General features: G+C 70.1%; 10 protein-coding genes. 3 read left to right on the top strand and 7 right to left on the bottom strand.

The window, feature by feature from the left end:
• Window positions 1–17: 17 nt before the first annotated feature.
• Window positions 18–719, bottom strand: a complete 702-nt coding sequence (locus B3E91_RS01335; RefSeq protein ID WP_287028044.1) for a 3'-5' exonuclease — start codon at window positions 717–719, stop codon at window positions 18–20.
• Window positions 716–2647 carry a putative nucleotidyltransferase substrate binding domain-containing protein gene (locus tag B3E91_RS01330; RefSeq protein ID WP_287028043.1) on the bottom strand — a complete coding sequence of 644 codons (1932 nt, stop codon included), beginning with the start codon at window positions 2645–2647 and terminating at the stop codon, window positions 716–718. Before B3E91_RS01330 ends, B3E91_RS01335 begins: the two co-directional genes overlap by 4 nt.
• A 266-nt stretch (window positions 2648–2913) precedes the next feature.
• Between B3E91_RS01330 and B3E91_RS01325 the strand changes: the two genes are divergently transcribed.
• The 3 genes from B3E91_RS01325 to B3E91_RS01315 all read left to right on the top strand — a co-directional run bounded on the left by B3E91_RS01325 (window position 2914) and on the right by B3E91_RS01315 (window position 6817).
• Entirely contained in the window at window positions 2914–3966 is a 1053-nt protein-coding gene (locus tag B3E91_RS01325) for a glycoside hydrolase family 5 protein (protein WP_287028042.1), read from the top strand.
• A gap of 295 nt (window positions 3967–4261) precedes the next feature.
• On the top strand, window positions 4262–5302 hold the full coding sequence (locus B3E91_RS01320; protein WP_287028041.1) for an acyltransferase family protein: 1041 nt from the start codon (window positions 4262–4264) through the stop codon (window positions 5300–5302).
• A 78-nt stretch (window positions 5303–5380) separates the two neighbouring features.
• Complete coding sequence (locus B3E91_RS01315) at window positions 5381–6817, top strand: mechanosensitive ion channel family protein (RefSeq protein ID WP_287028040.1); 1437 nt, start codon at window positions 5381–5383, stop codon at window positions 6815–6817.
• Here the strand turns inward: B3E91_RS01315 and B3E91_RS01310 are convergent.
• The 5 genes from B3E91_RS01310 to kdpB all read right to left on the bottom strand — a co-directional run bounded on the left by B3E91_RS01310 (window position 6795) and on the right by kdpB (window position 13986).
• Entirely contained in the window at window positions 6795–7871 is a 1077-nt protein-coding gene (locus B3E91_RS01310; RefSeq protein WP_287028039.1) for an NAD(P)H-dependent flavin oxidoreductase, read from the bottom strand. The genes B3E91_RS01315 and B3E91_RS01310 overlap by 23 nt on opposite strands.
• A complete protein-coding gene (locus B3E91_RS01305) occupies window positions 7868–8578 on the bottom strand; it encodes a response regulator (RefSeq protein ID WP_376747769.1) in 711 nt (236 codons plus the stop codon). The genes B3E91_RS01310 and B3E91_RS01305 overlap by 4 nt, the downstream gene beginning before the upstream one ends.
• 5 nt (window positions 8579–8583) lie before the next feature.
• Window positions 8584–11220: a sensor histidine kinase gene (locus tag B3E91_RS01300; protein ID WP_287028037.1), complete on the bottom strand. Its 2637-nt coding sequence runs from the start codon at window positions 11218–11220 to the stop codon at window positions 8584–8586.
• 19 nt (window positions 11221–11239) lie between these two features.
• Window positions 11240–11788, bottom strand: a complete 549-nt coding sequence (gene kdpC / locus B3E91_RS01295; protein WP_287028036.1) for a potassium-transporting ATPase subunit KdpC — start codon at window positions 11786–11788, stop codon at window positions 11240–11242.
• A gap of 140 nt (window positions 11789–11928) precedes the next feature.
• On the bottom strand, window positions 11929–13986 hold the full coding sequence (gene kdpB / locus B3E91_RS01290; RefSeq protein ID WP_287028035.1) for a potassium-transporting ATPase subunit KdpB: 2058 nt from the start codon (window positions 13984–13986) through the stop codon (window positions 11929–11931).
• Window positions 13987–13991 lie beyond the last annotated feature (5 nt).

Raw genomic sequence — 13991 nt, 5'->3', positions numbered from 1 at the left:
GGGGTATGCCGGTCGGATTAGAGGGATTGCGCGCGCTGCCGGCGGCGCCAGCCGGCCAGGCGCTCCTCCAGCGCGACGAAACTGTCCATGCCCTGGCGCCGCGCGTGGCTGAACAGGATCAGCGCCAGTTCCGCGGTGGCCAGGGCGTCGGCGCTGGCGTTGTGGCGCTGCTGCACCTGCAGGCCGAAGTACGCGATCCAGTCGTCCAGCCCGCCTTGGCGAATGTTCGCCTGGGGAAACAGCAGCGGCGCCAGCTCGGCGAGGTCGATGAACGGATGCGCCAGCCGATGGCCGAGGCTGTGTTTCAGCGCGCGGGCCAGCATGCGCTGGTCGAACGGCGCGTGGAACGCCAGCAGCGGGCTGTCGCCGAGGAACTCGAGGAAATCCAGCAGCGCGCCGGCCGGGTCGCTGCCGGCGGCCACCGCGTCCGGGCCGATCCCGTGGATCAGCACGCTTTCGCTGACCTGGTGGTTGTCGCGCTGCAGGGTGCGCTCGAACTGCTGGCCGAGCTGGATCGCGCCGTCGTCGATGACCACCGCGCCGATCGCCAGGACCAGGTCGCGGCTGGTGTTGAGCCCGGTGGTTTCCAGGTCGAGGACGACGAAGCGCTGGTCGCGCAGCGGCAGCGCGCCGCTGGCCACGCCCGGCAGGGCCTCGAGGCGCAGGCGCTGGCGATCGTCCAGGCTCGGCGCGCGGCGGTTCAGCCAGGAAAACCTCACAGCTGATACCTCAGCGCCAGGCTGCTCTGCAGGCGCTGCGCCTGGCGGAAGGATTCGCGCAGGATGCGCCGGTCGAGGTGGTTGAGCGTGTCCGGGTCGAGGCGGTTGGAGTAGGGCAGGTTCTGCCGCGCCTGCTGCTGGTGCTGCTGCATGCGGATCAGCTGGATGATGTGGTAGGCCTCCTCGTAGGCGCCGCCGTCCTGGGCGTCGATGATGTCCCGGGCGACCAGCTGGCGCAGGCGTTCCAGGGTGTTGCCGGCTTCGATGCCGTGGGCCAGGGCGAGCAGCCGGGCGCCGTCGACGAAGGGCGTCAGGCCCTGCACCTTGAGGTCCAGGGTGTCCTTCTCGGCGCCCTTGCGGGCCACCACGAAATCGCGGAAACGGCCCACCGGCGGGCGCTGGCGCAGGGCGTTCTCGGCCATCATGCGCTGGAACAGGCGGTTGTCGTCGATCTGCCGCAGCACTTCGCGGCGCAGCTCGTCGCAGCCTTCCGCCGGGCCCCAGACCGCGCGCAGGTCGAAGTAGATGCTCGAGCCGAGCAGGTTCTCCGGGGTCGCTTCGCGGATGAAACCGGCGAAACGCCGCGACCACTCGGCGCGCGACAGGCACAGCTCCGGGTTGCCGGCCATGATCCGCCCCTGGCACAGGGTGAAGCCGCACGCCGCCAGGGCCTCGTTGATGCGTTCGGCGAGCGGCAGCAGGCGCCCGCGGATCGCCGCGGCATCGGCCGAATCCTCGGCGTCGAAGAGGATGCCGTTGTCCTGGTCGGTGTGCAGCGTCTGCTCGCGACGGCCCTCGCTGCCGAAACACAGCCAGGTGAAGGGCACGCCGGGGTCGCCGCATTCCTCCAGCACCAGCTCGATCACCCGGCACACGGTGTGATCGTTGAGCAGGGTGATGATGTGGGTGATCTGCGTCGAGCTGGCGCCGTGGGCGAGCATGCGGTCGACCAGCAGATGGATGTCGCGGCGCAGCGCCGCCAGCGTCTCGATGCGCCCGGCGTGGCGGATGGTCCGCGCCAGGTGCACCAGGTCGACGCGTTGCAGGGAGAACAGGTCGCGCTCGGACACCACGCCGCTCAGGCGGCCGTCCTCGACCAGGCAGACGTGGGCGATGTGCCGCTCGGTCATCGCGATGGCGGCGTCGAAGGCGCTGGCGGCGGGCGCCAGGTGGAACGGGTCGCGGATCATCAGCGCGTCGATCGGCTGGTTCATCTCGCCGCCGCCGGCCACCGCGCCGCGCAGGTCGCGCAGGGTGAAGATGCCCAGCGGGCGCTGCTCGGGGTCGACGATCACGATGCTGCCGACGCTCTGCTCGTCCATCAGGCGCACCGCCTCGCGCAGCGGCGTGCCCGGCGCGCAGCTCACCGGCTGGCGCATCGACAGCTCGCCCAGGCGGGTATCCAGGGAATATTGCGCGCCCAGGGTTTCCGCGGCGCGCAGCTGGATCTGCTGGTTGACCTGGTCGAGCAGGCTGCTCACCCCGCGCAGGGCGAAGTCGCGGAACACGCCCGACACGCCGAACAGTTTGACGAAGGCCGGCTTGGCCAGCTGCAGGCAGAAGGTGTCCTCGGCGGCGAGGTGTTCGGTGCGCGTGGCGCGTTCGCCGATCAGCGCGGCCAGCGGGAAGCATTCGCCGGCGGTGATCTCGAAGGTGGTCTCGGTGCCGCGCCGGGCGCTGTGCGGGCGTTCGCCGTGCACCCGGCCCTGCTTGACGATGTAGAAGTGTTGCACCACGCCATCGGCGGGTTTGATGATGGAGTCGCCGCTTCCGTAGAAGCGCAGCTGGCAATTCTCCACCATGAACGCCAGGTGGGCGTTCTCCATCTGGTTGAACGGCGGGTACTTCTGCAGGAACTCCATGGTGCCGTGGATGTTCTGCAGCACGGCGGTCTTCCCCGCCTGGGCGAAGGCGTCGGCTTTGCTCATGGCTGGCTCGCTCTTGTTATTCAGCGCGCATGGTCGGCTGCACCCGGCACGCTCGACATTGGACGTAAGTCTAGTCGGGCTGCGGCAACCTCCGGTAACAGACGCATCGGAACGGGCGGACGCCGCGCCGGCACGGTGTCTCCGCCGTTTCGTCGAGAGGCGCGGCGAGGCGTCTGGCCAGGCATTTTTGAACCTCGCCGGGGTATCCGGGTCGCTTGTGGTCACGGGAATGCATGGTGGGTTCCCATCGGACTGGAGATCAGCCTATGAATAGCGCTTCGACCCTGTGGGGCAAACTCTGTGCGCTGCTGTTCGCGACCTTGCTGGCGAGCGCCGCCCAGGCCCAGGAGGCGCCTCCGCAGCTGGTCGGCATCAACGTCGCCGGCGCCGGCTTTTCGCCGGGCACGCTGCCGGGCAAGCACGGCACCAACTATTTCTTCCCGCCGCCGGACTATTTCGTCCAGTGGAAGGAACGCGGCATCACCTGGATTCGCTTCTCGATCGTCTGGGAGCGCCTGCAGCCGCAGCAGTTCGGTGACTTCGACCGCGACTACGCGGCGCGCATCGACAAGACCCTTGAGGACGCCAAGGCCAACGGCATCCGCGTGATGCTCGACGTGCACAACTACGGGCGCTACTACGGCAAGATCATTGGCGACGCCGATGTGCCGATCAAGGCCTACCAGGATCTGATGGAGCGCATCGCCGAGCGCTGGTCGAAAGACGACACGCTGTACGCCTACGACCTGATGAACGAGCCCTACGGCGACGCCGAGCGCTATTGGTTCGATGTCGCCCAGGCCGGCATCGACGGCGTGCGCAAGTACGACAAGACCAAGACGATCTACGTCGAAGGCCGCAGCTGGTCGTCGGCGCAGCGCTGGCCGGGGCTCAACGACGACCTGCTGAAGCTGGTCGACCCGGCGGACAACCTGGTGTTCTCCGCGCACATCTACGCCGACAAGGACAGCAGCGGGCTGTACAAGCAGGCGATGCCGGACAACTACGACCCGATGGTGGTGGTCAAGCGCGTCGAGCCCTTCGTCGAGTGGCTGCGCCAGCACGGCAAGCGTGGCCACCTCGGCGAATTCGGCGTGCCCAACAACGATCCACGCTGGCTGCCGATCATGGACAACCTGCTGAGCTACCTGCAGCAGAACTGCATCCCGGTGACCTACTGGGCCGCCGGGCCTTCGTGGGGGCGCAACTACCACATGTCCATCGAGCCGCTGGACGGCAAGGACCGGCCGCAATGGCCGGTGCTGCAGAAGTATCTCGGCAGCGGCGGCTGCGAGGCGATCGGCCCGAAGAAATCCTGAGACCCCTGCCCACTGGCGGTTTCGGCGCGGTGTATCCGGACAGCTACGTTCGTCCGGATCGTCGCCGCGTCCGGAACCGGCGGACCTTTTTGCGCTCCAAGTTGGGCCCTATAGCCGGGTTGCGAGAAGAAACCTCCTGAAAGGATGCCGTTCGGCAGAGACGAATGCCGGGCAGTCGGCCTCCCGTGGCCAGGAGTGATCGCAGAGTGAGTGCGTCGCCCGTCGTCCGGCGATGCGCCTATCCCGCTTCGCCCTGGTTATGAGACCTCCACGGGCTTTCGAGAAAAGGATGTTCATGAACAATCGCAACCTCTGGGTGGACTACGGCAAAGCCATCGGCATCGTTCTGGTCGTGTATGGCCACGTCGTGCGCGGGTTGCTGGCGGCCGGGATCATCGAAGACCACATCTTTCTGCACAAGCTGGTGGATAGCGTCATCTACAGCTTCCACATGCCGCTGTTCTTCTTCCTTTCCGGGTTGTTCTTCTGGCACTCGATGAGCAACCGCGGTGCCAACGGGGTGTTCCTCAGCAAGATCGACACGGTGTTCTACCCCTTCGTGCTGTGGTCGATCCTGCAGGGTTGCATCGAGGCGCTGCTGTCCAACTACACCAACGGCGATGTCAGCCTGGCCAAGGTGTTCTCGCTGCTGTGGGCCCCGCGCGCGCAGTTCTGGTTCCTCTATGCGCTGTTCCTGATCTTCACCCTGAGCGTGCTGCTCTACCGGCGCAGCGCGATGTTCCTGCCGCTGCTGGTGGCGGGCGCGGTGATCTACATCTTCCAGAACCGCGGGCCGAACTTCTTCGTCTTCAACTTCATCGCGCAGAACTTCGTGTTCTTCGCCTTCGGCGTCTGGTTCAACAGCATTCGCGGGCACATCGAGAGCCGCGCCGGCCTCGTCGCGGCGCTCAGCGGGGTGGCCTTCGTGGTGGTGGAATACGTCTTCCACGGCGTGCTCGGCCTGCGCTACGAAGACCGCGGAGTGATCTCGCTGGTGGTGGCGATGACCGCCATCCTGTTCGTCGTCAGCGCCTGCATGGTGCTGGCGCGCAAACCGCTCGGCTGGGTGCTGACCCTCGGTGCGCTGTCGATGCCGATCTACCTGATGCACATCCTCGCCGGCAGCGGCATCCGCGTGATTCTCAGCAAGTTCTTCGGCATCGACAGCGTCGCCGTGCATATCCTCGCCGGCTGCGTGATCGGCCTGGTGCTGCCGGTGATCGCCGCGAAGATCCTCGAGGCCATGGGCATCAAGTGGCTGTACGAGACGCCGGCCTGGATGTCACTGGACAAGCGTCGCCAGCGCCGCCTGGCGGTCGCCCCGCGCACCCTCTGAGCGGCGCCCGCGGCGGGGCGATCTTTTCCGCCGGATTGCGGTTATAAATGATCCCTCTTCCCGCTCAGCGAAGCCGCGATGCTGCCGATCCTCTCCGCCCATCCCCTGATCAGCGCCGTGCTCCTGCTGGCCATCGACCTGCTCGCCTGGCAACTGGTCGACGAGCGCCACAAGCCGTGGAAGATCGCCGCGCGACTGGGCATCTTTCTGCTCTACAGCCTGCTGATCTTCGAGGCCGGCCTTAGCCCGCTGCAGGCCGCGCCCTGGGCCGACGACGTTCCGCTGCACCTGCTCGCCATCGTGCTGGAAATCGTCTGGTGGCTGTTCTGCGCGCGCACCCTCACGGTGGTCATCGGCCCGCTGCTGATGCCGCGCGGCGGGCACACCGGGCGCCTGGTGCAGGATGTGCTTGGCGCGATCATCTTCCTGGTCGCCATCGTCGCCGCCGCGGCCTACGTCATGGAGCTGCCGGTGCGCGGCCTGCTGGCCACGTCCGGCGCGGTGGCGATCATCGTCGGCCTGGCGTTGCAGAGCACCCTGGGCGACGTGTTTTCCGGGATCGTGCTGAACACCACCAAGCCCTATCAGCTGGACGACTGGATTTCCATCGACGGCATCGAAGGCAAGGTGGTGGAGATCGACTGGCGTTCCACCCACCTGCTCACCGCCCAGGGCAGCACGGCGGTGGTGCCCAACTCGGTGGCGGCCAAGGCCAAGATCCTCAACCTGAGCCGCCCGCGCGACGTGCATGGCGTGTCGATCCGCCTGGAGCTGCCGCGCCTGGTGCGCCCGCGCAAGGCGCTCGACGCCCTCGAGCGCGCGCTGCAGGGCTGCAGCGAGCTGCTGTCGACGCCCAGGCCCAGCGTCGGCATCAAGAGCTCCGGCATCGACAGCGTCGAGTACGAACTCACCGGCTTCGTCGATGCGATGGCGAAGAAGGCCGCGGTGCGCAACCAGCTCTACGACCTCGCCTACCGTCACCTGGAGGCCTCCGCGGTGCTGCGCGAGGATGCCCCGGCGCAGGCGCCACGGGAAATCTCCCGCGCCCGTGCGCTGCTCGACGACGTGAAGATCTTCCGCACCCTGAGCGGGCCGCAGAAGGACGAGCTGAGCGGCCACCTGATGCGCCAGGACCATGCCGCCGGCGAAGAGGTGATCGCCCTCGGCGCCCTCACCGAGGACCTGCTGATAATCGGTTCGGGGGTGATCGAGGTGTCGGTCTCCGATGGCGCGAGGCTGATCGAGGCAGGGCGCATGGGGCCGGGCGAGATCATGGGCGAGGAGAGCCTGATCTCCGGCCAGCCCTCGCAGGCGCGCTTCGCCGCGCTGACCGCCTGCGTGCTCTACCGGATCGACAAGGCGCACATCCAGACCTGCCTGGAGGCAGGAGGCGAGGTCGCCGAGGCGATGACGCGGCTGCACCATTTCCGCCAGCAGGCCAGCCAGTCGCTGTTGCTGCAGAAACCGGTGGCGGTGCACAAGGCCGGCTTCCTCAGCTGGTTGCGCAAGCGCTGAGGCGCGCCGCCTCCAGCTCCTCCACCAGCACCCGCATCAGCTCGGCGGCCGGCAGTGTCCGCGCCAGCGGCGCGCCCTGGCCGGCCCACTGCGCGGCGAAATCGTGATTGCCGCGGGCGCTGGCCGCGGCATGCAGCGCCTTGGCGGCGTCGTAGGCGATCGGGTAGTCGGGCAGCGTGGGCCTGGCATCGGCGTCCCGATACAGGCGATTGGGCAGGCCGCGCGCCGGGCGTCCGGACAGCGTCGCGGTGATCCGCGTGCGGGCGGCGCGCTCGCCCTGCAACGCGGCGCGGTAGGCCGGGTTGGCCGCGGATTCCGGGCAGAGGATGAACGCGGTGCCCATCTGCACCGCGTCGGCGCCCAGCGCCAGCGCGGCGGCGATGCCGGCGCCGTCCATGATGCCGCCGGCGGCGATCAGCGGCAGGCGGCTCTGCCGCGCCAGCAGGCGCACCAGCGCCAGGGTGCCGATCCCGTCGTCGCCGCGCTGCGGGTCGAAAACCCCGCGATGGCCGCCGGCCTCGACACCCTGGGCGACCAGCGCATCGACCCCCGCGGCCTCGGCCAGCGTCGCTTCCGCCGGCGTGGTGACGCAGGCCAGCAGGCGGATGCCGGCGTCCTTCAGCGCGCCGATGATCGCCGCCGGGGGCAGGCCGAAGTGGAAGCTCACCACCGCCGGACGCTCGTCCAGCAGCACCTCGAGCATCGGCGCATCGACCAGGAAGCTGGTGTAGATCTCGCCCAGCGTGGCCGGCGGCGCGGCGTCGAACTCGGCGAACAGCGGCCGCAGGTAGTCCAGCCAGGCCGCCTCGCGCGCGGCGTCGGGCTGCGCGGGCTGATGGCAGAACAGGTTGACGTTGAACGGCCGTGCGGTCAGCGCGCGGGTTTCGCCGATCAGCGTTCGTGTCTGCTGCGCGGTGTTGGCGCCCACGCCCAGCGAGCCCAGCCCACCGGCCTCGGACACCGCCGCCGCCAGGCGGGGCGTGGAAACGCCGGCCATCGGCGCCTGGATGATCGGGTGCTCGATGCCCAGCAGGGCGGTGAGGCGCGGGCTCATGGGGTCTCCTCGGGCGGCGCGGCCGCCGGTAGTTCGATCAGGCGATAGCCGACGCCGGGTTCGGTGACGATGAAGCGCGGCCGGGTCGGCGCGTCGCCGAGTTTCTGTCGCAGGTGGCCGACCACCACGCGCAGGTAGTGGCTGTCCTCGACGTGGGTCGGGCCCCAGATGTCCTTGAGCAGTTGCTGCTGCGTCACCATCCGCCCGAGGTGCCGGGCGAGCAGCGCCAGCACGGCGAATTCCTTGCGGGTCAGCGCCACCTCGGCGCCGTCCAGGGTCACCCGGCGGTCGGCGAAATCGATATGCAGCGGGCCATTGTCCAGGCTCGGCTCGCCGCGCGGGCCGTCGGCCAGGCGCAGCAGCACGCGCACGCGGGCGAGGAATTCCTGGATACCGAACGGCTTGGTCACGTAGTCGTTGGCGCCGCCATCCAGGGCGAGCACCTTCTCGCCCTCGCTGGCGCGCACCGAGAGCACCAGCACCGGCATCCGCGACCACTGGCGCAGGTCGCGAAGCACCTCATGGCCGTCCATGTCCGGCAGGCCGAGGTCGAGCACCATCAGGTCCGGGCGCGCCAGCGCGGCCTGGGCCAGCCCGTCGGTGCCGTTCGTCGCCTCGAGCACCCGGTAGCCCTGCGCGCTCAGGGCGATGCGCAGGAATCGGCGGATCTGCGCTTCGTCCTCGACGATCAGGATGCTGCTCGACATCGGCGTCACTCGTCCTCCAGCGGCGGTTGCGGGTGCACCGGCAGGTGCAGGGTGAAGCAGGCGCCGCGCCCTTCGAGGCCGTCGCCGATGCTCACCCTACCACCGTGCGCGCCGACCATGCCCAGGCAGATCGACAAGCCCAGCCCGGTGCCCTGGCCGCCGCGATCGCCGCGGCTGGCGGTATAGAACATGTCGAACACCTTGTCGCGCTCCTGCACGGGAATGCCCGGTCCCTGGTCGGCCACGGCGAAGCGCAGCTCGCCTTCGTCGGCGTCCAGGCCGATGCGCAGCCGCGCGCCCGCCGGCGAGAAGCGCGCGGCGTTCTCCAGCACGTTGACCAGCGCCTGCTCGATCAATGCGGCGTGGACGAACAGCAGCGGCAGGTCCTCGGCCACCTCGAGTTCCACCCGCAAGGGCGCGAGCACCGGGCGTAGGCGCTGCAGCGCGCTGGCGAGGATGTCGGCGGGCGCCACCCAGTCGCGTATCAGCTTCAGCCCGCCATGGCCGAGGCGGGTCATGTCCAGCAGGTTCTGGATGTAGCGGTCGAGCCGCTCGGCCTCGTCGCGGGTGCCTTCGAGCAGTTCGCGGCGATCCGCCGGGGAAATCCGTTCGCCCAGCGCCAGCAGGCTGTCGATGGAGCCGCGCATGGCCGTCAGCGGGGTGCGCAGGTCGTGGGAAACCGAAGCCAGCAGCGCGCTGCGCAGTTGCTCGGTTTCGCCATGCAGGCGCGCGGCTTCCAGGTCGCTCGCCAGTTGCGCGCGCGCCAGCGCCTGCGCCAGCGGCTGGCCGAGGGCGGCGTACAGGCGGCGCTGTTCGGCGCTCAGCGGCTGGCCGTCGTGGGGGGCGATGCCGAGCAGCGCGAGCGGTTGGCCGTCGCCGCTCAGCGGCAGCCACCACCAGCGCCCGCTGGGCAGCGTGCCGGTGCCCAGCCCGGCCGGTTGCTCGTGCCTCCAGGCCCAGTCGGCGGCGGCGCGTTCCTGTTCGGCGAGCGGCGGATGTTCCCCCGCTGGCGCCTGCCACTTCCCGTCGGCGTCGCGCCCGAGCAGGCAAATGGCGACGTCCGGGTGCTGGGCGAACTGCTGGGCGGCGGCGCTCAGCACGGCCTGGCGATCGGTGGCGGCGGTCAGCCGGCGCGACAGCTCCAGCAGTTCGCCGGTCTCCGCCTGGGTCCGGCGCAGCGCCTGCAACTGGCGGCGCTGGCGGCTGGCGAGGTCGCCGGTGAGGCCGGCCATGAGCAGGAAGAACAGCAGGGTCAGCACGTCCTCTTCGCGGCGGATGCTCAGCGATAGGGTCGGCTGGATGAACAGGAAGTCGTAGGCGAGGAACGACAACCCGGCGCAGGCCAATGCCGGCCACAGGCTGCTGCGTACCGCCACCAGCAGCACCGCGGCGAGGAACACCAGGGAGATGTTCGGCAGCTCCAGCACCCGCGAGACGCCCAGCGACAGCGCCGTGGCGGCCAGCGCGGCACCCATCGCCAGCAGGTAGTCGCGACCTCGCCAGCCCGGCCGCGTGCGGGGCGCCCGCGGCGGTGCGGATTCGCTGCCGAGCACGCTGACCTCCAGCGTGCCGGCGCCCTGCAACAGGCGTTCGGCGAGACCGCGCCGCCAGCGCCGGCGCTGCCCGCGATGGCCGACCAGCAGCAGGCTGGCACGGCGCTCGCGGGCGTGGTCGAGCAGCGCGCGCGGCACGTCGTCGGCGCGCAACAGCACGACTTCGCCGCCGAGCCGTTCGGCCAGTTGCTGCGCCGCCTGCAGCGCCGCGCGCGCGGTCTCGCTGGCGGGCTTGCCGGTGTCGATGTGCAGCGCGCTCCAGGGCAGGTGGCGGCGCTCGGCGACCCGGCTGGCATGGCGCACCAGGCGCTGCGCCTGCTCGTCGCCGGCGATCCCCACCAGCAGCCGGCCGCGCAGCGCCGGGGCTTCCTGGCCCTGCTGGCGGTAGCGGCGGTCGAGGTCGGCGTCGACCCGCGCGGCGGCGGTGTGCATCGCCAGCTCGCGCAGGGCGGTGAGGTTGGTCTGCGAGAAGAACGCATCGATCGCCGCGCGTGCCTGTTCCGGCACGTAGACCTTGCCGTCGCGCAGGCGCTCGAGCAGCTCGCGCGGCGGCAGATCGATCAGGAGGATTTCGTCGGCGTCCTGCAGCAGCCAGTCCGGCACCGTTTCGCGCACCTGTACCCCGGTGATGTCGCGGACCTGGTCGTTGAGGCTCTCCAGGTGCTGCACGTTGACCGTGGTGTAGACGTCGATGCCGGCGTCGAGCAGCTCCAGCACGTCCTGCCAGCGCTTGGCGTGGCGGCTGCCCGGCGCGTTGCTGTGCGCCAGCTCGTCCACCAGCACCAGCTTCGGCCGCGCCGCCAGGAGGCCGTCGAGGTCGAGTTCCGCCAGTTTCAGGCCGCGGTAGTCGAGGCGCCGCAGCGGCTGCTGCGGCAGGCCGGCGAGCAACGCCTCGGTCTCCGCGCGGCCGTGGCTCTCGACGATCCCGGCGCGCAGCGCGACGCCCTGGCGCCGTTGCGCCTGCGCCGCCTGCAGCATGGCGAAGGTCTTGCCGACGCCGGGCGCGGCACCGAGGAAGACCTTCAGCCGGCCGCGTCCGCCGCCGGGAAGGTCGGCGAGCAGGGCGTCGGCGCGGTCGGTATCGCTCATGGCGGGCTCTCGGAACGGGTCAGCGATTGTCGTTCAGTGCCCGGTTCAGGGCCAGCACATTGACCACCTCGGGACCGACCAGCGGGCGCTCGATGTGGCGCTCCAGCAGGCGTTCCAGGTCGGCCACGGCGAGCCCGCGGGCGGCGGCCACGCGGGGTATCTGGAAACGCACCGCGTCCGGCGGCAGGTGCGGGTCCAGGCCGCTGCCCGAGGTGGTGACCAGGGCCATCGGTACGGCGCCGGGCGCTTCGCCGTGCAGCCGCGCGGCGTCGGCGGCGATGCGCTGGCGCAGCGCCGGGTTGCTCGCCGAGAGGTTGCTGGCGGCGCTGGCAACGGTGGCGAAGGCGCCGGCCGAAGGGCGTGGCTGGAACCATTCGGCGCCGTCGAAGGGCTGCGCCAGCAGACGGCTGCCGCGCACGTCGCCGGCGGCGTCGCGGATCAGGCTGCCGTTGGCCTGCTCGGGAAACGCCAGCTGCGCGACGGCGGTGACGGCCAGCGGATAGGCGACGCCGGTGATCAGGGTCAGCAGCGCCAGCAGGGTAACGGCGGGGCGGATGTGCGTGAGCATGGGGTTCTCCGGATTCATTGACGACTCCCTCTCCCAGAGGCAGAGGGGGTAAAAGCCTTACACCAGCGTCGTAGGAGGGATCGAGCGCCGCGACACCCATCACCGGCGCCTCGCTACGCTCAGGCCAACCTGCGTTCGCGTCATGCCAGCCCCGCGGCGACCAGCAGCAGGTCGAGCGCCTTGATCCCGAGGAACGGCGCGACCAGCCCGCCGAGCCCGTAGATCAGCAGGTTGCGCCGCAGCAGGCTGGCCGCGTCGGCGGCCTGCACGCGCACCCCGCGCAGGGCCAGGGGGATCAGCGCGACGATGATCAGTGCGTTGAACACGATGGCCGAGAGGATCGCGCTCTGTGGGCTGTGCAGCTGCATCAGGTTGAGCAGACCGAGCTGCGGATAGAGGCCGCTGAACAACGCCGGCAGGATGGCGAAGTACTTGGCCACGTCGTTGGCCACCGAGAAGGTGGTCAGCGCGCCGCGGGTGACCAGCAGTTCCTTGCCGACCCGCACCACGTCGAGCAGCTTGGTCGGGTCCGAGTCCAGGTCGACCAGGTTGGCTGCCTCGCGCGCGGCCTGGGTGCCGTCGTTCATCGCCATGCCGACGTCGGCCTGGGCCAGCGCCGGCGCGTCATTGGCGCCGTCGCCGCACATCGCGACCATCTTGCCCTCGGCCTGCTCCTGGCGGATGCGCTGCAGTTTCTTTTCCGGCGTGGCCTCGGCGATGACGTCGTCGACCCCGGCTTCGGCGGCGATGGCGGCGGCGGTCAGCGGGTTGTCGCCGGTCACCATCACGGTGCGGATGCCCAGCGTGCGCAGCTCGGCGAAGCGCTGGCGGATTCCCGGCTTGACCACGTCCTTGAGGTGCACGGCGCCCAACAGCTCGCCGTCGGCGCAGACCAGCAGCGGCGTGCCGCCACTCTGCGCGATGCTGTCGATCTCGCGGGCCAGCGCGGGCGCGAGGCCAGCGCGGTCGCGGCCGAGGAAGTCCAGCACCGAGTCCACCGCGCCCTTGCGCAACACCCGGCCGTTCCAGTCGATCCCGGAGAGCCGCGTCTCTGCGCTGAACGGCACCGGGGTCACCGCGCTGCGCGGCGGCTCCTGCAGCGGATGCAGCGCGCGCAGGTAGTCGACGATGGATTTGCCTTCCGGCGTGTCGTCGGCCAGCGAGGCCAGCAGCGCGCCTTCGGCCAGGGCCATGGCGCTGACGCCGGGCGCGGCGAACAGCGCGCTGCAGCGGCGGTTGCCGAAGGTGATGGTGCCGGTCTTGTCGAGCAGCAGCACGTGCACGTCGCCGGCCGCCTCGACCGCGCGACCGGATTTGGCGATCACGTTGAGGCGCACCAGGCGGTCCATGCCGGCGATGCCGATGGCCGAGAGCAGGCCACCGATGGTGGTCGGGATCAGCGTCACCAGCAGCGCCACCAGGTACACCAGTGGCAGGTCGCCGCCGGCGAAGCGGGCGAACGGCTGCAGGGTGGCGACCACCAGCAGGAAGATCAGCGTCAGGCCGATCAGCAGGATGTCCAGCGCCACTTCGTTGGGCGTCTTCTGCCGCCTGGCGCCTTCCACCAGGGCGATCATCCGGTCCAGGGTCGACTCGCCGGGGTTGGCGCTGATGCGCACCAGCAGCCAGTCCGATACCAGCCGCGTGTTGCCGGTCACCGCCGAGCGGTCGCCGCCGGACTCGCGGATCACCGGCGCCGATTCGCCGGTGATCGCCGCCTCGTTCACCGCACCGATGCCTTCGACGATCTCGCCGTCGCCGGGAATCAGTTCGCCGGCCTCGACGCGCACCAGGTCGCCACGCCGCAGGCTGCTGGCGGCGACGTCGGCGAAGCTGCCGTCGGCATTCCGGCGGCGCGCGCGCAGGCCTTCGCCACCGGCCTTGAGGCTGTCGGCGCGGGCCTTGCCGCGACCTTCGGCGAGCGCCTCGGCGAAGTTGGCGAAGAGCACAGTGAACCACAGCCAGAGCGCGATCTGCAGCGCCAGGCCGGTGCTCACGCCCTGCGCCGGGACCAGGCACAGCAGGCTGGTGACCACGGCAGTCAGCTCGACCACCAGCATCACCGGCGAGCGCAGCAACTGCCGCGGATCGAGCTTGACGAACGCCTGCACCAGCGCCGGTCGCCAGAGGGCGGCGAAGCGCGTGCGGGCCTGTTGGGGGGCGCCGGCCAGCGCCGGATTCTGCGAGTTGCCAGTCATGTCGG

Source organism: Pseudomonas sp. UBA6310 (assembly GCF_002438225.1).
GTDB lineage: Bacteria > Pseudomonadota > Gammaproteobacteria > Pseudomonadales > Pseudomonadaceae > Pseudomonas_O > Pseudomonas_O kuykendallii.
Note: the sequence above shows the minus strand (reverse complement) of the source record. Positions and strands in the feature narration are given on the sequence as shown.